The sequence below is a fragment of the Mycobacterium sp. D16Q16 genome (genome assembly GCF_002013745.1).
Lineage (GTDB): Bacteria > Actinomycetota > Actinomycetes > Mycobacteriales > Mycobacteriaceae > Mycobacterium.
Map to the genome: position 1 here is coordinate 669,171 of NZ_MAEY01000001.1, position 20,672 is coordinate 689,842.

General features: G+C 64.0%; 25 protein-coding genes. 10 read left to right on the forward strand and 15 right to left on the reverse strand.

Annotation, left to right across the window (positions count from 1 at the left end):
- Window positions 1–2: 2 nt before the first annotated feature.
- From B4394_RS03250 to B4394_RS03260, 3 genes are read left to right on the forward strand one after another with little or no spacing between them, the layout of a single operon-like run.
- On the forward strand, window positions 3–908 hold the full coding sequence (locus B4394_RS03250) for an RNA polymerase sigma-70 factor (RefSeq protein WP_078314113.1): 906 nt from the start codon (window positions 3–5) through the stop codon (window positions 906–908).
- A gap of 42 nt (window positions 909–950) precedes the next feature.
- Entirely contained in the window at window positions 951–1,769 is an 819-nt protein-coding gene (locus tag B4394_RS03255; protein WP_078314114.1) for a GNAT family N-acetyltransferase, read from the forward strand.
- Between the two features lie 4 nt (window positions 1,770–1,773).
- A complete protein-coding gene (locus B4394_RS03260) occupies window positions 1,774–3,027 on the forward strand; it encodes an aminodeoxychorismate synthase component I (RefSeq protein WP_078314115.1) in 1,254 nt (417 codons plus the stop codon).
- Here B4394_RS03260 and rsmI read toward each other — a convergent pair.
- A complete protein-coding gene (gene rsmI, locus B4394_RS03265; protein ID WP_078310210.1) occupies window positions 3,011–3,844 on the reverse strand; it encodes a 16S rRNA (cytidine(1402)-2'-O)-methyltransferase in 834 nt (277 codons plus the stop codon). The genes B4394_RS03260 and rsmI overlap by 17 nt on opposite strands.
- 84 nt (window positions 3,845–3,928) lie before the next feature.
- Between rsmI and B4394_RS03270 the strand changes: the two genes are divergently transcribed.
- Complete coding sequence (locus tag B4394_RS03270; RefSeq protein WP_078310216.1) at window positions 3,929–5,470, forward strand: dolichyl-phosphate-mannose--protein mannosyltransferase; 1,542 nt, start codon at window positions 3,929–3,931, stop codon at window positions 5,468–5,470.
- Window positions 5,471–5,538: 68 nt separating this feature from the next.
- Here the strand turns inward: B4394_RS03270 and arcA are convergent, their stop codons facing one another.
- Window positions 5,539–6,753: an arginine deiminase gene (gene arcA, locus B4394_RS03275; RefSeq protein ID WP_078314116.1), complete on the reverse strand. Its 1,215-nt coding sequence runs from the start codon at window positions 6,751–6,753 to the stop codon at window positions 5,539–5,541.
- Window positions 6,754–6,806: 53 nt separating this feature from the next.
- Between arcA and B4394_RS03280 the strand changes: the two genes are divergently transcribed.
- Entirely contained in the window at window positions 6,807–7,418 is a 612-nt protein-coding gene (locus B4394_RS03280) for an alpha-ketoglutarate-dependent dioxygenase AlkB family protein (protein WP_078290550.1), read from the forward strand.
- Here the strand turns inward: B4394_RS03280 and B4394_RS03285 are convergent.
- The gene (locus tag B4394_RS03285) at window positions 7,415–8,101 is read right to left on the reverse strand and encodes a DUF5642 family protein (RefSeq protein ID WP_078314117.1); all 687 of its coding nucleotides are present in this window, start codon (window positions 8,099–8,101) and stop codon (window positions 7,415–7,417) included. The two genes, B4394_RS03280 and B4394_RS03285, sit on opposite strands and share 4 nt — an antisense overlap.
- A 96-nt stretch (window positions 8,102–8,197) precedes the next feature.
- Here B4394_RS03285 and B4394_RS03290 point away from each other — a divergent pair, with 96 nt between their 5' ends.
- Window positions 8,198–8,521 carry a hypothetical protein gene (locus B4394_RS03290; RefSeq protein ID WP_078310224.1) on the forward strand — a complete coding sequence of 108 codons (324 nt, stop codon included), beginning with the start codon at window positions 8,198–8,200 and terminating at the stop codon, window positions 8,519–8,521.
- Window positions 8,522–8,791: 270 nt separating this feature from the next.
- A complete protein-coding gene (locus tag B4394_RS03295) occupies window positions 8,792–9,103 on the forward strand; it encodes a hypothetical protein (RefSeq protein WP_078310227.1) in 312 nt (103 codons plus the stop codon).
- A gap of 54 nt (window positions 9,104–9,157) precedes the next feature.
- Here the strand turns inward: B4394_RS03295 and B4394_RS03300 are convergent, their stop codons facing one another.
- The 4 genes from B4394_RS03300 to B4394_RS03315 form a co-directional block, all read right to left on the reverse strand.
- Window positions 9,158–10,051: a metal-dependent hydrolase gene (locus B4394_RS03300; protein WP_078310232.1), complete on the reverse strand. Its 894-nt coding sequence runs from the start codon at window positions 10,049–10,051 to the stop codon at window positions 9,158–9,160.
- Window positions 10,052–10,142: 91 nt separating this feature from the next.
- Window positions 10,143–10,904 carry a DUF1295 domain-containing protein gene (locus B4394_RS03305; RefSeq protein ID WP_078314118.1) on the reverse strand — a complete coding sequence of 254 codons (762 nt, stop codon included), beginning with the start codon at window positions 10,902–10,904 and terminating at the stop codon, window positions 10,143–10,145.
- Window positions 10,905–10,933: 29 nt separating this feature from the next.
- Window positions 10,934–11,566, reverse strand: a complete 633-nt coding sequence (locus B4394_RS03310; RefSeq protein ID WP_139359890.1) for a sensor domain-containing protein — start codon at window positions 11,564–11,566, stop codon at window positions 10,934–10,936.
- 51 nt (window positions 11,567–11,617) lie between these two features.
- A complete protein-coding gene (locus B4394_RS03315; RefSeq protein ID WP_078314258.1) occupies window positions 11,618–12,430 on the reverse strand; it encodes a sulfite exporter TauE/SafE family protein in 813 nt (270 codons plus the stop codon).
- An 88-nt stretch (window positions 12,431–12,518) separates the two neighbouring features.
- On the opposite strand from B4394_RS03315, the gene B4394_RS03320 reads away from it, so the two are divergent.
- From B4394_RS03320 to B4394_RS03330, 3 genes are read left to right on the forward strand one after another with little or no spacing between them, the layout of a single operon-like run.
- Window positions 12,519–13,274: an AraC family transcriptional regulator gene (locus B4394_RS03320; protein WP_078314256.1), complete on the forward strand. Its 756-nt coding sequence runs from the start codon at window positions 12,519–12,521 to the stop codon at window positions 13,272–13,274.
- Between the two features lie 16 nt (window positions 13,275–13,290).
- Window positions 13,291–13,566, forward strand: coding sequence for a hypothetical protein (locus B4394_RS03325; RefSeq protein WP_078310240.1), 276 nt, complete (start codon window positions 13,291–13,293; stop codon window positions 13,564–13,566).
- A gap of 58 nt (window positions 13,567–13,624) precedes the next feature.
- Entirely contained in the window at window positions 13,625–13,849 is a 225-nt protein-coding gene (locus B4394_RS03330; protein ID WP_078314119.1) for a hypothetical protein, read from the forward strand.
- 399 nt (window positions 13,850–14,248) lie between these two features.
- Here B4394_RS03330 and B4394_RS25610 read toward each other — a convergent pair whose 3' ends face one another.
- The 8 genes from B4394_RS25610 to B4394_RS03370 all read right to left on the reverse strand — a co-directional run bounded on the left by B4394_RS25610 (window position 14,249) and on the right by B4394_RS03370 (window position 20,670).
- Entirely contained in the window at window positions 14,249–14,884 is a 636-nt protein-coding gene (locus B4394_RS25610; RefSeq protein WP_234797630.1) for a hypothetical protein, read from the reverse strand.
- Window positions 14,881–15,156: a hypothetical protein gene (locus tag B4394_RS03340; RefSeq protein ID WP_052544310.1), complete on the reverse strand. Its 276-nt coding sequence runs from the start codon at window positions 15,154–15,156 to the stop codon at window positions 14,881–14,883. The genes B4394_RS25610 and B4394_RS03340 overlap by 4 nt, the downstream gene beginning before the upstream one ends.
- 8 nt (window positions 15,157–15,164) lie before the next feature.
- Complete coding sequence (locus B4394_RS03345) at window positions 15,165–16,862, reverse strand: hypothetical protein (protein WP_234797631.1); 1,698 nt, start codon at window positions 16,860–16,862, stop codon at window positions 15,165–15,167.
- A gap of 275 nt (window positions 16,863–17,137) precedes the next feature.
- Complete coding sequence (locus tag B4394_RS25615; RefSeq protein WP_234797632.1) at window positions 17,138–17,629, reverse strand: hypothetical protein; 492 nt, start codon at window positions 17,627–17,629, stop codon at window positions 17,138–17,140.
- A 19-nt stretch (window positions 17,630–17,648) separates the two neighbouring features.
- Window positions 17,649–18,044, reverse strand: coding sequence for a hypothetical protein (locus B4394_RS03355; RefSeq protein ID WP_052544305.1), 396 nt, complete (start codon window positions 18,042–18,044; stop codon window positions 17,649–17,651).
- Between the two features lie 793 nt (window positions 18,045–18,837).
- Window positions 18,838–19,365 carry a hypothetical protein gene (locus B4394_RS03360; RefSeq protein WP_052544304.1) on the reverse strand — a complete coding sequence of 176 codons (528 nt, stop codon included), beginning with the start codon at window positions 19,363–19,365 and terminating at the stop codon, window positions 18,838–18,840.
- Between the two features lie 40 nt (window positions 19,366–19,405).
- Window positions 19,406–20,053, reverse strand: coding sequence for a hypothetical protein (locus B4394_RS03365; protein ID WP_052544303.1), 648 nt, complete (start codon window positions 20,051–20,053; stop codon window positions 19,406–19,408).
- Between the two features lie 8 nt (window positions 20,054–20,061).
- Window positions 20,062–20,670: a hypothetical protein gene (locus B4394_RS03370; RefSeq protein WP_052544302.1), complete on the reverse strand. Its 609-nt coding sequence runs from the start codon at window positions 20,668–20,670 to the stop codon at window positions 20,062–20,064.
- Between the last annotated feature and the right edge of the window lie 2 nt (window positions 20,671–20,672).

Consider the following 20,672-nt stretch of genomic DNA (forward strand, 5'->3'; position numbering starts at 1 on the left):
CGGTGTCCGACACCGCGCACGCCGAGCTGTTCACCCACCTGCGCCCGCTGCTGTTCACCATCGCGTACGAAATGTTGGGCTCCGCCACGGAGGCCGATGACGTACTGCAGGAGAGCTATCTGCGGTGGGCGCAGGTGGATCTGGGCACGGTCACCGATACCAAGGCCTACTTGGCACAGATTGTCAGCCGCCAATCACTGAACACCTTGCGCGCCAACAGCCGTCGGCGCGAGGAGTATGTGGGACCGTGGCTACCGGAGCCGGTGCGAGTGACCTTCGACGGCGACGCGGCGGACGCCTCGACAGATGTGGTCCTGGCCGAATCGGTGTCGATGGCGATGCTGGTCGTGTTGGAAACCCTGGCACCGGACGAGCGGGCCGTATTCGTCATGCGGGAGGTCTTCGGCTTCGACTACTCCGAAATCGCTTCCACCGTATGCAAATCGGAGTCCGCGGTACGTCAGATGGCGCACCGTGCCCGAGAGCATGTGCAGTCGCGCCGGCGCCGGTTCACCCCCACCGACCAGCAGGCCGAGGAACTGACCACCAAATTCCTGCTGGCCGCGGCGGGGGGCGATGTCGACGCGTTAGTAGAAATGCTGGCCCCCGACGCGGTGTGGACATCCGACGGCGGCGGCAAGGTCAGTGCCGCACGGCGTCCGGTCTATGGGGCCGACAGAGTGGCACGCGTGGCCATCGGTCTGTCGCGGGCCGCCGCCGCGTTCCCCGATGTCCGCATGGAACTAAGCACCTACAACAGCACGCCGGCCCTACTGATCTACAGCGAAGGACGTCTCGACGCGGTGCTGGCCGTGTCGATCGCGGATGGCAAGGTGGCGCATGTTTTCGCGATCCGCAACCCCGACAAGCTGGCCACCGCCGAAACAGCGCGTCACATCAGCAGATAACCCGGTGGCGGTTCGGGCGGTACATCGGACACAATCACCGGCGTGTTCTGTGATATCGATACCGCCGCGCGCATTGAACGTGCCGAGGCCGACACCATCGCCGCGGGCACCGGGAAGTGCGACCGCGGTCTGGTGATACCGCTGGCAGGGGGCATCGCGTCCTACGCCGGACCGGATTCACCGATGAACAAGATCGCTGGACTCGGGTTCAGCGGTGTGCCAAGCGAATCCGAACTCGACGCCGTCGAGCGGGAGTTCGCCGAACGGGATACCCCGGTGCAGGCTGAAATCGCGAGCCTCGCCGATCCCGCGATCTGCGAGCTGCTCACCGCCCGGGGCTACCTGCTGGTGTCTTTCGAGGATGTCCTCGGCCTTCCCCTAGCCGATGCCCCAGCGCCGGTCATTCCCGACGACGTCACGGTGCGTCACAGCGGCAGCGATGAGCTGACCAGTTGGGTCGACGTGGTCGTCGACGGGTTCGCGGTACCCGATGACCAGGGTGTGGCCTCGCACGAATCATTTCCGCGCGAGGTGCTTTCCCGCGCGATCGCCGCACTGTCCACGGTGCAGGGCGAGCAGCGGTACATCGCTCTGCGCGCGGGTGCTGTCGCCGGCGGCGCAAGCATGCGCATCCTCGACCGGGTGGCCCAGCTCAACGGTGCGGCCACCGCAGCCCCACACCGCCGGCGCGGTATCCAAACGGCACTGCTGACCACCCGGCTTCACGAAGCCGCCCGCGATGGCGCGGAGCTGGCGGTGGTGACCACCCAGCCCGGGTCGAAGTCCCAGCAGAACACCCAGCGCCAGGGCTTCTCACTGCTGTACACCCGCGCGATCCTGGTGAAGGGTCTGCGAAACTAGACCGATGCGCGTCCAGCAGCTCGGCAACCTCGGTGCGCCGCCGGCCGTGCTGCGAGCTCTTGCCAGCGCCACGCGCGCGACGGGACGTCCAGCACCCGCGGCCTTGATCGGATCCTGGTTCGATTCGCCGGCGATCATCTCCCCGTCGCTCTCCGCGCACCCAGTGCTGCCACGACAAGCGTTCAGCGGCAAGACTTCTCATGTGGACCCTGTTCCACCAGGCGCGGTGGGCGGCGGCTGGATTGGCTTCCTCGGATATCCGGACCTGGCCTCCGGCAGCCAGGCTCGACGGCTCCCCGCCGCCGCCGGCGGCTGGACCGATGCGGTACTGCGGCTAGACGATGACGAATGCTGGTGGTACGAAAGCCTTCTGGGTGAGGAGTGCCCGGCGTGGATACTCCAGGCACTGACACACCCCCGCGACCCCGCGCCATGGTTCATCGACTGGACGGCCCCCGATCGTGAGCACCACCGCGTTGCCGTGACCTGCTGTCTGGAAGCCATAGCGGCAGGCGAGGTGTACCAGGCCTGTGTGTGCACGCAGTTCCGCGGCAGACTGGCGGGCGATCCGTTGGACTTCTTCGCCGACGCGATCACTCGAACCGCACCGGACCGCGCCGCATTCGTCTCCGGCGCCTGGGGCGCCGTGGCCTCGTTGTCACCCGAATTGTTCTTGCGGCGCAAAGGCACCGACGTCCGCTCCAGCCCCATCAAGGGCACCCTGGCCGGGACCGAGGACCCCGCGGCGCTGTTGACCTCGGTCAAGGATGTCGCCGAGAACGTCATGATCACCGACCTGGTGCGCAATGACCTGGGGCGCATCGCCATCACCGGAACCGTCACCGTTCCCGAGCTTCTCGCCGTCCACCCGGCGCCCGGCGTGTGGCATCTGGTGTCCACCGTCGCCGCCCAGGTGCCCCTGGACGCCACCGCCAGCGACCTCCTGAACGCCACGTTCCCGCCCGCCTCGGTAACCGGAACACCCAAAACCCGTGCACGCCAACTACTGCGCCAATGGGAATCGGATCACCGCGGGGTGTACTGCGGCACCGTCGGCATGCTCTCCCCCGCGGCCGGCCTGGAACTCAACGTCGCGATCCGCACCGTGGAGATCGCCCCCGACGGCACCGCCGTGCTCGGCGTGGGCGGCGGTATCACCGCCGACTCCGATATCGATGCCGAGTGGCAGGAGTGCCTACACAAGGCAGCCGCCACGGTCGACCTCACGGCGATCGCGGCACTCAAGCCCGCGCTTTGACCACCGCGTCGTACAGATCGCGCCTCGACAGCGTCGCGCCGGATTCGCCGATCGCCATCGCGCAGGACTCCCGCAGCCCCATACCGTCGTCCATGAGCTCCTCCACCCTGGCCACCAGGGTTTCGATTTCGGGGACGGCGGGACGACCGCCGTCGAGCACCACCGTGATCTCCCCGAGCACGTCACCCTCGGCCCAGACGGCCAACTCGCGCAGGGTGCCCCGCAACACCTCTTCATGAGTCTTGGTCAGCTCACGGCATACCGCGGCGCGGCGTTCCGGCCCCAGCACCTCCACCGCATCGGCCAGGGTCTCCCCCAGCCGTCGCGGCGACTCGAAGAACACACAGGTACGGGGTTCGGCCACCAGCTCGGCTAGCCAGCGCCGCCGCGCCCCCTGCTTACGCGGTGCGAAACCCTCGAAACAGAAACGGTCCACCGGGAGCCCCGAGACGGCCAACGCCGTCGTCACCGCCGACGGCCCGGGCAGACACTTGATCGGTATCCCCTGTTTCACGCAGGCGGCGACCAAGCGATACCCCGGGTCGCTGATCGACGGCATCCCGGCGTCAGTGACCACCAGGACGTCGTACCCCGCCTCCAGATCGGCCAGCAGCGGCTCGATACGGCTGGCCTCGTTCTGGTCGTAGAAACTGATGATCTGCCCGCTGATCTGCACATCCAGCGATTTGGCCAGCGCCCGAACACGGCGGGTGTCCTCGGCAGCCACCACCGATGTCTTGGCCAATGCCTCACGCAATCGGGGCGAGGCGTCCCCGGGCTCCCCGAGCGGTGTCGCCGCCAGCAGCAAGTTCCCCATCCCGCAAGACTAAGTCCCTCGTGCTGCCGCTTCCGCCCGCCGCACCAAGATGCCGGTCTCGGGTCCTCCCTTACGATCGACCGTGTGACCGTGCCCGCAACCCTGCCGCCGACCTCGGCAGCCGAGTCGGATCTCCAGTCGCCGGGGCCCCGGATACCGCCCGCGGACTTCGGGCCTACCGACCGGCTTCAGGGCTGGGTGATGACCGCCGTCATCACCGCAATCGCGGCGCTCACCCGCTTCATCAATGTCGGCGCACTCACCGATCGCGGCACCCCCGTCTTCGATGAGAAGCACTACGTTCCGCAGGGCTGGCAGGTCGTCACCAACGGCGTCGAGGACAACCCCGGCTACGGGCTCGTGGTGCACCCGCCCGTCGGCAAACAGATGATCGCCATCGGCGAATGGCTCTTCGGATACAACTCGTTCGGCTGGCGGTTCGCGGCGGCGCTGTCGGGCACCATCCTGGTGCTGCTGGTCGCCCGCATCGCCCGGCGGATCAGCCGGTCCACCATGGTGGGCGCCATCGCAGGGGTGCTGCTGATCGCAGACGGGGTCAGCTTCGTCACTGCACGCACCGCGCTGCTCGATGTGTATCAGGCGCTCTTCGTGGTGGCTGCCTTCGGCGCACTGATCGTGGATCGGGATCAGGTGAGGGAACGGCTGTACAACGCGTACCTCGACGGGCGGATCGGCGAGACCGTATGGGGTCCGCGCCTGGGCGTGCGCTGGTGGCGCTTCGGCGCCGGGATCCTGCTCGGGTTGGCCTGCGGCACAAAGTGGTCGGGGCTGTACTTCATCGCGTTCTTCGGAGTGCTGTGCATCGCCTTCGACATCGCGGCACGGCGCGCGTACGGGGTGCAGCGGCCATGGGCCGGCGCCGCGGTGCGCGATCTGGGCCCGGCCCTGTATGCCCTGCTGGTCATTCCCTTCGTCGTGTACATGGCCTCGTATTGGTCGTGGTTCGCCTCCGAGACGGGTATCAACAGGCACGCCGAGGGACGCCAAATCGGGATCGGCGGCTGGGTGCCCGATGCCCTGCGATCGCTCTGGTACTACACGCACAGCGTCTACACATTCCATTCGACGCTGACCAACGCCAACGGCAATCACCATCCGTGGGAGTCCAAGCCGTGGACGTGGCCGATGTCGCTGCGCCCCCTGCTCTACGCCATCGAGGACAAGAACATCCCCGGCTGCGGCGCCAATTCCTGTGTCCGCGCGGTGTTGTTGGTAGGCACCCCGGCCATCTGGTGGCTTGCGGTTCCGGTGCTGCTCTGGGCCACCTGGGCGACGGTGGTCCGGCGCGACTGGCGTTACGCCGTGGCACTGGTGGGCTACTGCGCGGGATGGCTGCCCTGGTTCGGCAACATCGATCGGCAGATGTACTTCTTCTATGCCACCCCGATGGTGCCGTTCCTGGTGATGATGATCGCGTTCATCATCGGCGATTTCCTGCGTAAGCCGGTGGCCAACCCGGAGCGGAAAACGTTGCGAATGTTCATTGCAACGTTCTATCTGGCGGTAGTGGTCACCAACTTCGCGTGGCTGTACCCGATACTCACCGGTGCCGCGATCTCACCGTTCATGTGGAACATGGAGATGTGGCTGCCCAGCTGGCGCTAACCCATGCCGCCGACACGCCGTGACACGCCCAGCGGAATGCACATAACGCGGCGTGTCGGCGGGCAGGGCTAGAGCAGATCGCGCGATACCGGGCAGGACATGCAGCGCGGCCCGCCCCGGCCGGTACCTAATTCCGACGCCGAGATGGCGAGCACCTCAACACCTGAAGCCTCCAGGCGCGCATTGGTTTCCACATTGCGTTCATAGGCGACGACCACACCGGGAGCCAGCGCCAGGGTGTTGTTCCCGTCGTCCCACTGCTCGCGTTCGGCGGTGACCGGATCCAGCCCGGTATCGATGACGCGCAGCTTGCCGATGCCCATCGCATCGGCCGCCGCTTCCACGAATGGATCCGAACCCGAGATGCTGACCCCACTGTCGGTGCGACGAATGGTGAATGCCGACAACGAATCCTGAATCGCCGGATACATCACGACGGCATCGGTATCGACCATGGTGCACACGGTGTCCAGGTGCATGGACGCACGTTCCTGCGCGATGGGCACCGCGAGCACGGTATGGGCAAGATCGTCGTCGAACAGGCTGCGCGCCAAGGCTTCCGCACCGGCAGGCGTGGTGCGCTCCCCGACTCCGACCGCCACCACCCCGGGGCCCAGCAGCAGCACGTCACCACCCTCGACAGGGGCCGAATGGGACTCATAGGCCCGGCGCACTCCGAAGAATCGCGGATGATGGGCATAGATCAGGTCGGTGAGCGAGGTCTCACGCACCCGCGCCGGCAGTGCCAGTGAGGTGATCGCGAATTTGCGGCCGATCCAAAACGACGAGTCCCGGGTGAACAGCAGATTCGGCAGCGGCTCGATGACGAAATCCGACCCATGGTGCATGGTCCGCACCAAGGACGGCTGCGCCACCTTGCCTCCCACGGGCAGCTCATCGAACGTCATCCCACACATCAGCACGTAGGCGAGGTCCGCTGCCTCCAGCGACCGCAAGTACTCCGAAAGATCTTGCGCCAGCGCGTAGCCCAGCCTGCGCGCGCTGACCGCCGCAGATATGCCCTGTACCCGCGCGGCACCGCTGGCCAGCGCCTCGCGCAACAATTCGGAGAGCAGCAGCACCTCGACACCCCGCGAACGCAGCACGCCGGCGAAGGCATCATGCTCCTCCTGAGCGCGCGCAACCCAGGGCAGTCCGTCGAACAGCAGCTGGTCGTTGTTGCGCGGGGTGAGCCGCTTGAGCTCGTCGCCGGGCCGGTGCAACACGACCGCCCGCAGCCGTCCCACCTCTGAATTAGCACCCAGCACTGGAGCATCCGTCATGAGATGACGCTAGCTTGCCATGCAATCGAACATGTGTGCGATATCATGGGAGTGTGACAGCCTCTCCACACACTGTGCAGGCATCCCTGTTTGGCGCACCACCGGTCCCGCGCCGCGAATTGGCGGGTGGCGCTTGGCTTGAGGTGCACCATGAATGGCTTGGACGTGCGGACAATCTCCTGGGCCAGCTGTTGGCACAGGTGCCATGGCGTGCCGAGCGCCGCCGCATGTACGACCGCACCCTCGATGTCCCCCGACTGGTCAGCTTTCATGATCTGACCGCGGGCCCGCCACCGCATCCGGTACTGGAGAGCATCTGCGATCGCCTCAACGGCGAGTACACCGCCGAGCTCGGTGAGCAGTTCACCACAGTGGGCCTGTGCCAGTACCGCGACGGCACCGACAGCGTCGCCTGGCACGGCGACACCATCGGTCGCGGCCTACGCGAAGACACTATGGTGGCGATCGTAAGCATCGGCGCCACACGCACTTTCGCGTTGCGGCCGAGGCTCGGCGGCGAGTCAATCCGCATCAATGTGGGCCATGGCGATCTTTTGGTGATGGGCGGCACCTGCCAACGGACCTGGGAACATGCGATCCCGAAGACATCCAAACCCGTGGGCCCGCGAATCAGCCTGCAGTACCGGCCCCGTGACGTGCGTTAGGAACGGACGGCGGCTACCGCTTTGACCAACAGCTCCGACGCGCGCTTGCCGTCGGGTGGCGCGGGCGGAACCTTCCCCACCGCGACCGGACTGACCGTGACCACCACCATGTAGCGGCCGAGATATGCCGAGTAGTTCAGCACTTCCTGGCCGACGGCCCTGCCCGACGTGCCGCTGAGCACGTCACGCTTCATGCCGAGCGTGCGCGCACCGTCGATGGCGGGCGCATCCACCACCTCGGTCTGTCCCACGACTCCGTTGCCGCGGAAACCGACCTTCTTGCATTCCTCCGGCACGGCAGGATCGAAGGGGACCTCCTGGGAGGTTTCCACCGCAACCGCCACGTACTGATTACCCGCACCGGTGGCCGTGAGCGCGGCCATGTTCCCCTTGAGCCCGGCAGGCACCGCACTGCCGCCGCTGTACTTGGCACAGCCCGCGGGCTCCACCGTCATCCCGGGCGGCAGCGGGGCGGGCGAGAGCAGCTTGGGGTCCATCCCCGCTGGTTCCAGCGTCTTGATCGCGAACTCCGGCCCGAACTGGCTCTTCAGCGCGGCGATGTTTCCGATCTTGACGTTGTGATTGACGGGATTCTGGACGGTTCGACTGCAACCCGGCACGACGAGCGCAAGCGCACAGGTGGCCCAGATTCCCCAGCTCTTGACGGTCACCGGCTTCAACACCCGGCCACTGTATCGATTCGGACCGAAAAATCGATGGCACCTATAGGGAACAATGTCTGTGTGGCCAAGAGTTAGAAACTGTGAGGATGGTGTGAGATGAAGACGGTGGTTAGGCTAGGTCGGTCGTGTCTGACGGCAGTGGGCGTCGGAGCGCTGATGGCCCTCACCCCCGGGACTGCACTCGCCGATGACGCACAGTCGGTCATCAACCAGTATCAGTCGCAGGGCTACCAAGTCATCATCGACCGGAACGGTTCTGCCCCGACCAACAAGTGCACGGTGTCCAACATCCGCAACGGACAGGATGTCTATCGCACCGAGTACCAGCGCACCTGGATGCCCAGCGGGAAGTGGCTGGTGCTGCCGGTGCGGGTGCTTGACCACAAACTGGTGTACATCTCGCTTAACTGCAACGTCTAGTTAGCCTTACCTAACCTGATTTGCCAGTTCGCTGAGTGCTGCGCGCTCAAAGCTCCCGTTACGCCGTCCACCTCAGAGCGCGCGCAGACCCGCCTATGAATTTGACGTTAATTTCCCCGAGTGGGAATCAATCCGAGTATTACCGCGTTGGACTGGACAGATTCACGGACGTTGATGGTTCAGCGAGTCGGGGATTCGGTCTTTGTGTGGTAAGCGGACACATCCGCGTAACACGCGGGCCACGAGGAGTGAGGCGAGAGGAGTGAAATCGTGAAGAAATTGTTATTTGCAGGTATTGCCGCAGCTGGCATCATCGGCGCATCGCTAGGATCGGCAAGTGTCGCGCTCGCCGGACCAGCGGGATCGGGCGATGCTAGCGCCGTCATCAATGACCTCAAGTCGAACGGGTACCGAGTGATCGTCTCCAAGACGGGCGCCGGTGACCTGACGAAGTGCACCGTCGAATCGGTGACACAGGAATCGCCCGTCAACAACGTGCAAGCGGCACGTGACGTGCGCAACAACCCCACCACGGTGCCGACAGTCGATCGCAAGGTCGCGCATGTCGCGCTGAGCTGCTGAACACAGCGGTGAGCTGACAATGCCCCGGGCCACAAGCCCGGGGCATTGTTGTCTCTACTTCAAATGATCGACGAGCGTGCCCTCGGCGCCGAACAGTTCGGCACGCCACTGATCCAGGAGCGCCTCGGTGTCTAGATCGTCGGGGTGGAAGTCCTTCTTCATATAGACGGCCAGCTTGCCGATCATGCCGTCGTTCAGCAGAGGCCCGCGAACCAACCCGACCGTTTCGCGAAGGACCCGCCCGGGCTGGCGCCGGCCGTCCGGATCACTCCATGCGATGGAGAACCACGAGCCCGCGGTGGCGAACGGCACCGTCCCTGTCCAGATGACGGCCATCACGGCACGTCGTAGCCATTCGGGCCCGCCCACCGCACGGTAGACGTCGAACGCGACCGATTTGTGCTCCAGCTCCTCGATCGCGTGCCAGTACAAGAGATTTCGCACCTCGTCATCGGTCACCATGTCTTGCAGCTCCCCGCTTTCCAGCAGGCGCTCGGCCAGAACCGCGGTGTAGTGCTCGAGCGCGGCCGTGGCGGCCAGCATGGTCAGCCGGACGTACTTGAGGCGGTCCATGTTGGGCAGGTACTTGTCGACGAGGTCTTCGACCTTGCCGGAGCGCCGACCTATCGTCTCGACCATCTTGCTGCGGTACCCCATTTCCGTGAGCTTCTCGTTGAGCTCGCGATGGTGCAGACCGTGGGTGACTTCCTGACCAATGAACCCGGCGACGCGCTTCTTGAGCGTCGGCTCGGTGATCCTGTCCGCGTAGCGACGCACCGATCGGACGAAGAACTCCTCCCCCGGCGGGAACACCGCGGAGGCACCCGCCAGCACATGGCTCAGCGCGATGTCATTGTCGGCGAAGTGCCTTCGCATCGGGACGGGGTCACCAAACCAAAATCTGATGCGTCGCGTCTTCGGGTATGAGGCCGTTACCGGAGCAGCCATGTCGCACACACCTCCACATTGATCGTGTAACTCAGTGTTACACGAATCGCTTACGTTTTGAAGTAGTGCGTAAAAGTCAGGGCTTAGGTCCCTACAGCAGCCCGGGAACGATGGCCTTGCGCTCGCGCGGGTACTCGTCGGCGAAGGTCTCGCGGTACCACCGATGGATCGAGAGCGCCCTCGGCAGCAGATTGGCGATCGAGAACAGCACGAAAATCAGCCCGGGCAGTGTCCACGCCATCAGTGCCCAACCCGCCCAGAGGATGATCTCGCCGAAATAGTTGGCGGCCGACACCCACCTGAACGCGCCGCCGTACGGAATGCGATAACCATCGAAACCGTCAGCTCGCAGATTGATGAGAATGCGGTCGGCCTGGAAGTTCACGAGCCAACCGGTGATCGCGACCAGCACGCCGAGGATGAAGCGGGGGTCGGTGAACCAGGCGGAGCTCCGCAGATGCGCGGCGAATGCGACGGCGTATCCGTTCGCGAAACCATTGACCGCGTTGAAGACGAAGCCAAACGCGATTCCGCTGTAGGGGAAGCGTTTTCCACTACCTCTGCGGGACAGCGGATAGATCAGTCCGCGATACAGGTAGTGACACTGCCACAGGCCGTACAGCACGAGCGCTGGTGCGCCGTGATGATGCGCGACGGCCCAGAACGTGACGGTGAACGCCCACCACTGCGGACATTCGAAGATCAGCCAACCGATCTTCGCGGGGGCGGTGAACTTCTCGTCCGGTTTCGCGAACCTGCCGTAGGGATTGGTGAACCAGAAGCCACTGATGAAGGTGACGACGGCCAGGACTACCAGGAAGACGATCGCACCGTGATACAGCTCCGTAAGCACACCGGGACAGTACCCAGTGAACGGTGGTTCTAAGCAGGGTCGATGATGTTCGTCTTCATTTGGTTGGCAATCTGACCGGCGACTTCTGCGTTGTCGGTGGCACCGGACGAGGTCACCCCGTACACCACGTTGCCCGTGGCGTGGATGTGCGTGGCACCGGTGTTGTCGGCCCAGGTGATCGTGATCGGGTTGCGCATGCCGAACGTGTACGTGCCGGGCGAATGCGCCTTGCACGTATCGAAAGCCTCTGTGATCCGATGGAATTCAGCTTGGGCGGTGGGCTTGTCGGGATAGATCGCAATGGCCTCGTGCAGTGTCTGATGCGGGTCCGCGCTGCTGTCGACATTCAGTTGACGAAACGCCTGCCAGCCGTCACCCAAGTCGCCCTGTGACGCCGCGTGCAACACGCCACACGGATCCGACGGGTTGATGGCGGGCCCGTAGACCGGAGCCGTGTCGGTATGTGTGGTGTCCGCCGTCGGGAAGCCCAGCGACTTCACCACATCGATCCCGGCGAATAGCGAATCCGCGGCAGCGGCACTGACTTTGAGCTCGGTCACCTCAGGCGTGGAGGTTTCCACCACCGGACTCACGGGCTGCGAGCAACCGGCAACTGCGACGAGTGCGAGGAGGCCCGATCCGACCCATACTGTCCGCGCCATCTGAGAATTGTGGACTCTCAACCTGGGAAATTCCTGGGTGTTTGGGGGCGATCAGGTGAAATGCGGCGACAAGATGCCCGGCGATAGCACCATCGCAACGGCCGACGTGATCAGCAACCCGACATAGGCCCAGGCATGCGCGGTATCGGGAAGCCGGGGCGGGCGCCGCCGCAGCCAGATCACCAACGGCAGCGCCCCGATGAGAAGCGCTGCGGCAGAGCGGAAATCCACCGCGCCGATGAAGTACGGCTCACCCGCGACCGCCGCCGACGTACTGGTGAGAAAGATCGCCAATGCCGGCACGCTGATCGCCAGCGTCAACGGATTCGCGAGGGCGGTAGCCATACTCATCTGCTGGCCACTGCGGCGCAGCAAGGGAACCGTCATCACACTGCCGCCCACCCCCAGAAATGAGGCGACCGCACCGATGGGGACGCCCAGCATGGGCGAGATGGCGAAGTCGCGTGGAGGGCCGTCGATCGTGGTCGGGTGGCGCAGGAATCCCGGGCGCAGCAGCACGTCGGCGATCGTGATCACCAGATAGACCACGAATCCCCATGTCGTGAGGTGCGGAGGCGCCAGCCTGGCCAGGGCCGCACCGAGAGCACCCCCGCACCCCAGCAAGGCGATGACGGCTACAGCACGTCGCAGGTGCACCAATGTGGCTCGCGAGGTCGCGGCCGTGGCAGCTGCCGCGTTGACCACCATGACGACCGCAGAGGTCGCCACGGCTACCACCGTTGCCGCGCCACCCAATGCGCCGTCGGCCCAGACGATCACCGGGACGGTGACAAATCCGCCGCCGAAACCGAACAGCACCGTGGTGAACCCCGTCAGAACTCCGATCACCACCAACACGATCACGCTCATGCGACCAGTCCAATCCTCGCGCGTCGTACACACAATCGAATACTCGATCGATTCATTCGAATTTCGGCCATATCCTGACCAGATGCGGAATGTCCCGCTCGCCGACGTCGACCACCTGCCGCACGATGTGCTGCCGATCGCCACCGACTACACCAACGGGCAGCTACTGGATTGGCATGAGCATCGGCGCGCACAGTTCCTCTACGGAACCACCGGAACGATGATCGTGGACACCGACGCCGGAACCTGGACGGTGCCCACTCGTCGCGCCGTCATGATCCCGGCGCGCACCCGCCATCGCGTGCGAATGCTGGACGTACGCACCGGCAGCCTCTACATCGAGCCGTCGGCCGTTCCGTGGTGGCCGTCGTCGTGCGTGGTCGTCGACGTCGGCTCGCTGATGCACGAACTACTCAGCGCGGCAGCAGATCTCGCCGCCGACTACGACCACTCGGGACGCGACGGAGCACTCGTGGCCCTGCTACTCCATGAGCTGGCGTCCTTCACCGCGCTACCCTTGCATGTCGACATACCAAAGTCGCCGGATCTGGCGCAGCTGTGTCGGCACTACCTCGAGGCACCGGAAGTCTCGGTATCCAATGCCCAATGGGCGCGGCGACTGAACACCAGCGAGCGCTCACTGACTCGCCGCTTCCGAGGAGAAGTCGGGATGAGTCCGGCGGCCTGGCGGGTCCGGGCACGGCTGCTGGCAGCGGTCCCGCTGCTGCGGCAGCACTCGGTAACCCAGGTTGCGGGGCGCCTCGGCTACGCCACGCCCGCTGCCTTCTCCTACGCCTTCGGCCGCGTGTTCGACATAGCCCCGTCGCGGATCCGATGACCTAGAGTTCACCGCTATGAGCCGGACCGCGATCATCATTCTCATCGGAGTCATCGCAGCACTGGCGTTTCTTGCCGTCGGCGCGCTGGTCAAGAAGGTCGGCATACAGGCAGCCCTCACGCACTTCCTGGTCGCCTGGGCCGGCGTTGCCGTGTTCAACATGGGGGTGGGCGTGTTCGAAGCCGGGTATGGCGTCGCAGAGGAACTCCCCGTGTTGCTGGCAGTGTTCGGGGTCCCGGCAGCGGTGGCAGGCATTGGCTGGCTGGGGGCGCGACGCCTCTCCCGGTCATGAGATCTCCCACGCCACAGCCTCGAAGCACAGGTCAGCGCTTGACGATACTGTGGGGCGTATGACGACAACGTTCGTCGGGATAGCAGTGATCGTGGCGATGACCTTTATCGGTATCGGCATGAACGCTGGGCTCTTCAATACCCGCAGGGCACGACAGGCGATACCGCCGTTGGTGGCCCGGGCAGCAGCTCCCGTGTATGCGCTCAACCGCCGCATCGGCAACCCGGGCCGCACAACGAAACGTCCCACGGAAGCCCAATCGCCCGAGGAATCCGCGGACTGAACTGAGCTTCGTCTGGCATGTCTCACGGTAAAGAAAAACCCCCGACAAGCGGGGGTTCATGGTGGAGCTAGGGAGAATCGAACTCCCGACCTTCTCGATGCGAACGAGCGTCACTAGGGGCTATTCTTCCTCTAGCTGCCATTTCTCCAGATGAGGCAGTACCCCTGTCCAGGTATTTCCGGAGAAATCGCCCTCCCCTGCGGCACATCTGCGGCACATCCATTCGTCAGCGTTTCTTCCAGCAAACCTCAAATTGAGACGCGCTCATACTCGACTCCCAGCTTGTCCAACGCCGCCCACACGGGGTGCTCGGCACATCCGCCAGCACACTGCTGGCTCGTGTTCTCCGACATCACGCTTACCTCCTTCCTCATCAGATCGCCCGTACCTCGGCGGGCGTCACCCTCGGGGACGTGCATCCACCGAGTCAAAGCCTTGCGCTGCACGCCGCTCATTCTCGTCGTGCTTGTCCACCAGCTCACGGAGCAACCGGGCATCGTTGCGCAGCGTCGCGGTCACGCCCTGCACGTTCTGCTCCAGCTTGTCGAGCGCGGTGGCCAAGCTCTTGCCGAGCGGCTGGAACACGGGCGGCACCCGACTGTCCTTGGTGTACATCCGTGCTTGCCGCCTGAATGCTTCCTCCACCTTGGCCCGCTTGGCAGGCAATTCCTGCTCGATCTCGTTGGCCTTGTCCTCCAGCTTCTGCGCAAAATCAAGCAGCCCCTCCGGGTCCGTCTTGAGCAGATCGTCGGAGCTAAAGCCGTGCGCGTTCAGGATCGCCGGGTTCGGAGCGGGCGGCTCAGGTGGTGGCTTCTCCTTGCTGGATTGGTCGATGAGCTGAACAAGGTTCTTGACCGGATTATCTGCGACCGAATTAGTGGCCAGCGTGTTGTTCAGCCAGCGTGTGGCCAAGTCAGCACGCTGCTGGGTGGGCAGGCCGTCCACCCGATCCTGCATTGCATCGAGGACCACTTTCGGTCTGAGCATGTTCTTACGGGCCAACTCCTCAATGGGCTCAGAATCGTTGCCGCTCATCGGGTCACGTCCTTCACGCCGTCGTATTTCCCAGCGTTCGCGGTGTCCTGCTCACTGAGCGCACTCGCTCCGGCAGCGCCCACATCCGCCACACGAGCCATCTCGCCCAACACCTTCTTGGTCTCGGACAGCGCGGTCTCCAGCAGTTCGGCATGACCCGGCCGCATCCCCGCCGAGACCACCGTAGGCAAGGCCGTAGTGGCTGCCCGTGCGCCACTGGCCACCGCGCGGTGCACCTGGACGATGGGGTCTCCCGATGTCGCAATACTCATCATTCCTCCTATGCTGCTTTGACTTTCGATTCCCTGATGGACACGAATTTCTCAATGGCGTACACCGCCTCACCCCAACCGCCCCGGCTCATGGACACGGCGGCGTCCGACAGGTACCAGCGGGCCAGGACATCGAGATACCCCGTGGGCTGGATGCCGACCCAACGGGCTGCCTTGAGTCGCGCAGACTCGGTGCCGGGGTCCGAGATGCCCGAGGTGGCCTGGCCCAACACCGCCATGGCGAAGGCACTCACGGCTTCCTCTTCGGTCACGCTGTCATCACCGCGAGAGGCCGTGCAGGGCAACACCTCTCCCGCTTCCACCAACTCCTGGAATTGCTCGGCGGACTGGGAGTTCTCTCCACTGGGAACAGTGCTCAAGAGGTGCTCGACAGTCCATCCTCGCGGGATCAAGGCGGCGAGTTTGTCCTGCACCATCAGGGAGCCCGAGAGTTCGGATGTGGCTGGCGTGTTGGGCATCTCATCTAACGGGATCACTCCCGTTGGCAAGAGAACCCCTGCTGGATGGATGCTCAGCCCGTCCGATGTCGAGTACACGCAGCGCGTTTCTAGTCCCCTCGTGATGGTGGCTACTGCCATCGGTTGGGACCAGTTGGACTGCTCGAAGACCTGGCGCAACGAGGCCAGCACGCGATGCAGGTGGGCCTCGGGTTCGGGAAGGCCAGCGATGAACAATGCTGGTATGGATGGTGTCTCGGACTTTGGGAGGTCCAGACCTGGAGACAGGCCATAAGTCCGTTGCAGCCAGGCGGCGTCAGCCACCGGTCCGCGCGGTGGTTGTGTGGAGACCTGCTGGGGTGTCTGGGCTCCTGGTGCCGGGGCCGATGGCGTCCCCGTGGGTGCGGGAGCGGACTGCGTAACCGGTGGGGTGCTGAGACCCCCGATGGGTCCGAGTCCGGGGCTCACGGGGGCCGAGCCCGAGGAACCCGGAGTGAAACCGGTGCTCGCTGGGACTTGAGGAGCTGCTGTGCTGGCTTGGCCTACTGCCGTGGGCAGCTGAGCACCCCCCGCCGCACTGGTGACCACCGTGGCGATGGATTCCGCTGCTGCGCCGACGTTCGGCAGCGGAATGTTGGGGATGCCCGGCAGGCCAGGTGCTTTGGCTTGCTGCTGCTCAGGTGCCGGGTGGCCTTGCTGACTGCCGGATGTACCCGCACCCGCACCCGCACCCGAGGATGCACCGTTCGAAGACGGAGAACCAGCACTGCTGGAAGCACTCTGTGGGGAGATGAGCCCCGCCAGTGTGGGATTCATCGGATGCGGTGCACTGGGACTGCTCGGAGTGCTTGGTGCACTGGGCGTCTCGGCGTTCGATGCGCGGGGCATCTCAGGAAGCACCTGCGGAGTGACCTCGGGATTCTGCCCGTGGTTGTACGCCACGATCTGGTCAGTAGGGTTGCGCTGCTCAGGTGTCGGTGTCAGGGAGACACTGACGTAACTCGGAGTGCGTGATGATCCCGGATCACCTGCGAGCGAATGCCCAATGGCCGCAAGGTCGCCGTCCAGCTTGGACTTCACTTGAGAGATGTCGGCGCGGTACTTGGCGGTGAGTTCCGTGGACGACGGCGCGACTGAGGTGCCCTGCGTCTCGCTGGAGAGAGCATTACGAATCTCCTCTGTGCCCATGTTGACCAGATCGGACATCTGGCTTTTGGCCTTCCCGACCTTTCCCGCCGCGTCTGTCATCCACCCGCTTATGGTGGTGAAAGTGATTGCGTGCTCACGCAAAGTGGACGCCGCAGTGCCGTACCCTCCTGACACCGCTTGGGCTGTCTTCCCGTGCTCATCGGCCATCGCACTCTCAGCATCCGTTGCGGATTGCGCCTGACCTGACGCGCTGGTTGATGCATCGCTAGCAGCCGCTTCGGCTGTATGGTAAGCACTCTCACTCTCTTTAGGCCAACTTGATCCGAGGAGACTGTAAGGGTCGGCAGGCTTGATAATGTCGGGCTGCGGAGTCATCACGCGCATCCTTCCGGGAATCGTCCGTCAAGGTCGGGCTTCGAAATATCGTGGCCCGCTTCGAGTTCGTCACGGACATGCTCGACGTACTGTCCGAACCGCTTGCCCTCTGCACGCGCTCCGGGCGTACTCGGGTCAGGGATGATGTCGGCGCGAGTCTGGGCCAGCCACTTGGTCACCCATCCGAGTTTGGTGCGTACCCACACCTCACTTGCTGGGCTCTGAACACCGGCAAGCTGTTGCGCCACAGTCTCATCAGAGGGCAGCACGACACCTGGTGTGGCGGTCTCATTTCCCTTAACGATACGAGGACAGTCCGGCATGGGGTGGCTCGACCACACGGCAGCCACGTCCACCAGCGCCTGGGCACTCACCGAAGCGCTGGTATCCACCACCGGATTCGATGGTGTGCTGGTGGCCGTCGAGCACCCGGACAGGGCCAGGATGGCGGCGACGGCCAGTGATGCGGTGGCGGCGATGATTCTGAACATCTTGTTGCTAAGTCTCCCTTTACGTTTCAATGGGTGGCATGGGCACTACCGGTGCACCCAGCACGAGTTTGCGGGTGTTCCAGTCTAGTTGGTGACCCTGCGGATCAACAGGAACCATGACGTTCCCGGTGTCAGGTCCCCACACCAGGTAGCTCTCTCGCCCAGCTTGCGCACCCGGCACAAGCTTGTCCATCACAGCCTGCCCAATCTCGCTGAGGCGGGCATCCAGTGCTTCCCGAACTTTCAGTACCCGCGTGCGGAAGTCCTTGGCGTCCTGATCATCGAATGAGCCCTGGCGCGCATCGGCGGTGGCGGCAGCGGAGGCCGCGATGCCGACCACCTGCTCCTTGGTGTCCCGCACGGCCCGGCTCGCGTCAAATAGCGCATTGATCGCCGTACGACGGGTGACTCCCATACCGTCTGGAATCCGAACGTGTAGAAACCCTCCAGCAGCCACTTCTAGTTCCCGGCCCACCCAAGCTGCGTTGTGCAAGATCCGACCCCTCGTGTCCGGCACCCTGAACTGGCCGTGAGAGTCCATGGCAATGAATCTCATACTCGCTGCTGTCAGGGCGCACGAATCTCCTTGCGGCCACGACTTTCCGATCACTCCGTGCGGGTCGGCGGGCATACCCGGTGCCCGATCGAAAGCCCACGGCGACCTGTCAGTTGGGCACTCATCCGAGAGCACGGCAGCCGGGACCGTCTGGGCGGGCTGGACCACCGGGGTAGGTGGAATCTGCTGCTGTCCGGCGCAACCCGCCAAAGTCACTGAGAAGATCACCCCAGCCAGAACGGTTTTCATCACTGCCCCGTCCAAATGGGGCTAGCGGAAGGCTGATCGGCTGGGATTCCGGGCGCGGCGCTCTTTGTGACCGGAACGCATTCAATGGGCGGCTCTCCCGGATATGTGTCAGGGCACCAGTGCGTGCGGCTGGAATCCTCCCAATGCCCTGGACCCAGCCACCGTGGATTGTCGGATTCCACGTCGCACGCGAATGCCGGATCATTAGTGCACCAGTAGCCTGTTGGCGCTTCGAGGAGACCCCAAGGGTCCGGGCCTGGAGTTGGGTCAGCTGTAGCCACCGGTGCTCCCAACAGACCGACCGTCACCGCGAGTGTCGCCATTCCTAATGACCTGTGCTTCATATCATTTCCTTTCTGTGATTGGCCGGTCTAGTTGTTGTCGTGTGTCTGGGTGGTCTTATCTATCTCGCGAGGTAGTCGATCTGGAATCCCGCTGGTGGCAGTCCCAAAAACGCGGACATCGAATCGTTGACTCCTTGGATGAGTTGCGCATGCGCTGTAGCGATGCGGGTGCGGTACTCATAAGTCAGCGCCGGTCGCTGCGCAGGCGGCGAGGCAGAAATCCGTTGAGTGCCTTCCACAATCAGCTCCGACAACGCCTTCTTCTGCGTCAACGCTTTCATCCGAGCGTCATACACGACAGCCTTTGCCTTCACATACGACAGCGGCGTTTCATCCTCGGAAACAGTCATCAGACTGCACACGTCAAATTTTGGCCAATTCCCGATCAGCAGATTCTTCGGGTCATCCGGCATAGCCGGATTCGAGCAGTCCTCCAGGTAGCCGTACGGTCCGATGATGCTTGTTGTGAGGCCCGTCACGGCGAGGTCTTTACTGTCCGCGACGGGCTCCGCATCGTGCGTTCCGCACGCAGACAGACCGAATGCGATGGTCGCGGCTGCTGCTCCAATAACCTTGTAGTGCTTCACTGTTCTTACCTGTCCTTGTGTTTAACTTCGGATGCTTCTCTCACGACCCCTGCTGCTGCTGCTGTTGCTGGCGCAGTGAACTCAGCAGATTCCCAACGGGAGGTGCGGGTGCGGGTGCGGGCTCGGGTGCAGCGACTACCGGCGTGACCGGCTCGTCGTAGTCGTCCCACTCATCGGGCTCGTCATGGTCCGGGTAATCCTCCACAGGCTCAGGGGATTTCAGCGATTCGCCCGCGTCCTGGCGGGCCAGGTTGTCTGCCAGGACGCGGTGATAATGCTCCGCTGTATCCAACCGGACTTCAAACTTGGCATCAGCAGGAACCAGCTCATACCACACCTCAGCGGGGCTGCTGGCCATCCCCTCTTGCACAGCCAGGCGTACAGCCTTCTCTTTGCGCTCCAACGCCTGATAGCCGGTAATGATGCCCAGCTCGACATCACGGTCGGCCCGCTGAGCCATTTTCATGGCACCCACCGCCAAGCCGGGTTTCCACGTCACCACGGCTGCGACTGCCATCAGCGCAATGCCGAGCAGCATCACTCCAATGCCCGCGTACAGGAAGATGACCCCACCGCTCTTAATCCCGACGAGGTGCCCGAGCAAGAAGATGCCGATACCGCCGAACACACACCACTCGCCCTTCCCTCCGATGGCGTTGCCACGCTTCAATTCGGATGTTTCCTTCATGATTCCTCCTATACCGCTTCGATTTTCGTCGTCTCTGGTAAGTGCCAACCGCTGGGCAGCACCATCGGCGCGAGAGCTTTCATCCGCGTCTCCGTGACCGGCATGGAGGTTGGGATTCCCGCCGCCATGGCTCCGGCAGCGGCCAGTGCCACCGTGCTCATCCGGTAAGGCTCAGCGCGGTTCTGCACGCCCGGCCAAACGTCGTGCACCGCCCGGTCAAGGTCCACATAGCTTCGCTTGCCGATTGCGCCGCGCCCGGTCAGCCACTTCTGTGCTGTCGCTGGAGCACATTCCGCGACCGGGATTCCCGCGTCCAAGAGCTTCGACGTGATGGACCACCAGAGCGCCGCTCGACGGCCACCACTCGGGTCGTAGTTCATATCCCCGAACGTGAGCTTGGACATCACCACAAGCGTTGGCAGTCCTTTAGTCAGCACGGCGTCGAGCACCATCTCGGCGGTGCTCTCCGTGCGAGTTCTGGTGGCCGCGAGGGAGTAATCCTTGCCGGACGGAGGTGCCACGATGAGCCCTGTCGAAGGGACGGGCTCTCCTTCGGCGATCCGGGCGATGGACACGGCGGTGACCGTCACATCCAGAGCAATCACACTGCGGGACATGA

Bases quoted from the DNA above. Each gene is read 5' to 3' on its own strand.
- B4394_RS03340 (WP_052544310.1), bottom strand. From the start codon at position 15,156: ATGAGTATTGCGACATCGGGAGACCCCATCGTCCAGGTGCACCGCGCG.
- B4394_RS03260 (WP_078314115.1), top strand. From the start codon at position 1,774: ATGCGCGTCCAGCAGCTCGGCAACCTCGGTGCGCCGCCGGCCGTGCTG.
- B4394_RS03300 (WP_078310232.1), bottom strand. From the start codon at position 10,051: ATGGCTGCTCCGGTAACGGCCTCATACCCGAAGACGCGACGCATCAGA.
- B4394_RS03345 (WP_234797631.1), bottom strand. From the start codon at position 16,862: ATGACAGACGCGGCGGGAAAGGTCGGGAAGGCCAAAAGCCAGATGTCC.
- B4394_RS03330 (WP_078314119.1), top strand. From the start codon at position 13,625: ATGACGACAACGTTCGTCGGGATAGCAGTGATCGTGGCGATGACCTTT.
- B4394_RS03320 (WP_078314256.1), top strand. From the start codon at position 12,519: ATGCGGAATGTCCCGCTCGCCGACGTCGACCACCTGCCGCACGATGTG.
- arcA (WP_078314116.1), bottom strand. From the start codon at position 6,753: ATGACGGATGCTCCAGTGCTGGGTGCTAATTCAGAGGTGGGACGGCTG.
- B4394_RS03290 (WP_078310224.1), top strand. From the start codon at position 8,198: ATGAAGACGGTGGTTAGGCTAGGTCGGTCGTGTCTGACGGCAGTGGGC.
- B4394_RS03365 (WP_052544303.1), bottom strand. From the start codon at position 20,053: ATGAAGGAAACATCCGAATTGAAGCGTGGCAACGCCATCGGAGGGAAG.
- B4394_RS03325 (WP_078310240.1), top strand. From the start codon at position 13,291: ATGAGCCGGACCGCGATCATCATTCTCATCGGAGTCATCGCAGCACTG.
- B4394_RS25610 (WP_234797630.1), bottom strand. From the start codon at position 14,884: ATGAGCGGCAACGATTCTGAGCCCATTGAGGAGTTGGCCCGTAAGAAC.
- B4394_RS03355 (WP_052544305.1), bottom strand. From the start codon at position 18,044: ATGGGAGTCACCCGTCGTACGGCGATCAATGCGCTATTTGACGCGAGC.
- B4394_RS25615 (WP_234797632.1), bottom strand. From the start codon at position 17,629: ATGTTCAGAATCATCGCCGCCACCGCATCACTGGCCGTCGCCGCCATC.
- rsmI (WP_078310210.1), bottom strand. From the start codon at position 3,844: ATGGGGAACTTGCTGCTGGCGGCGACACCGCTCGGGGAGCCCGGGGAC.
- B4394_RS03370 (WP_052544302.1), bottom strand. From the start codon at position 20,670: ATGTCCCGCAGTGTGATTGCTCTGGATGTGACGGTCACCGCCGTGTCC.
- B4394_RS03310 (WP_139359890.1), bottom strand. From the start codon at position 11,566: ATGGCGCGGACAGTATGGGTCGGATCGGGCCTCCTCGCACTCGTCGCA.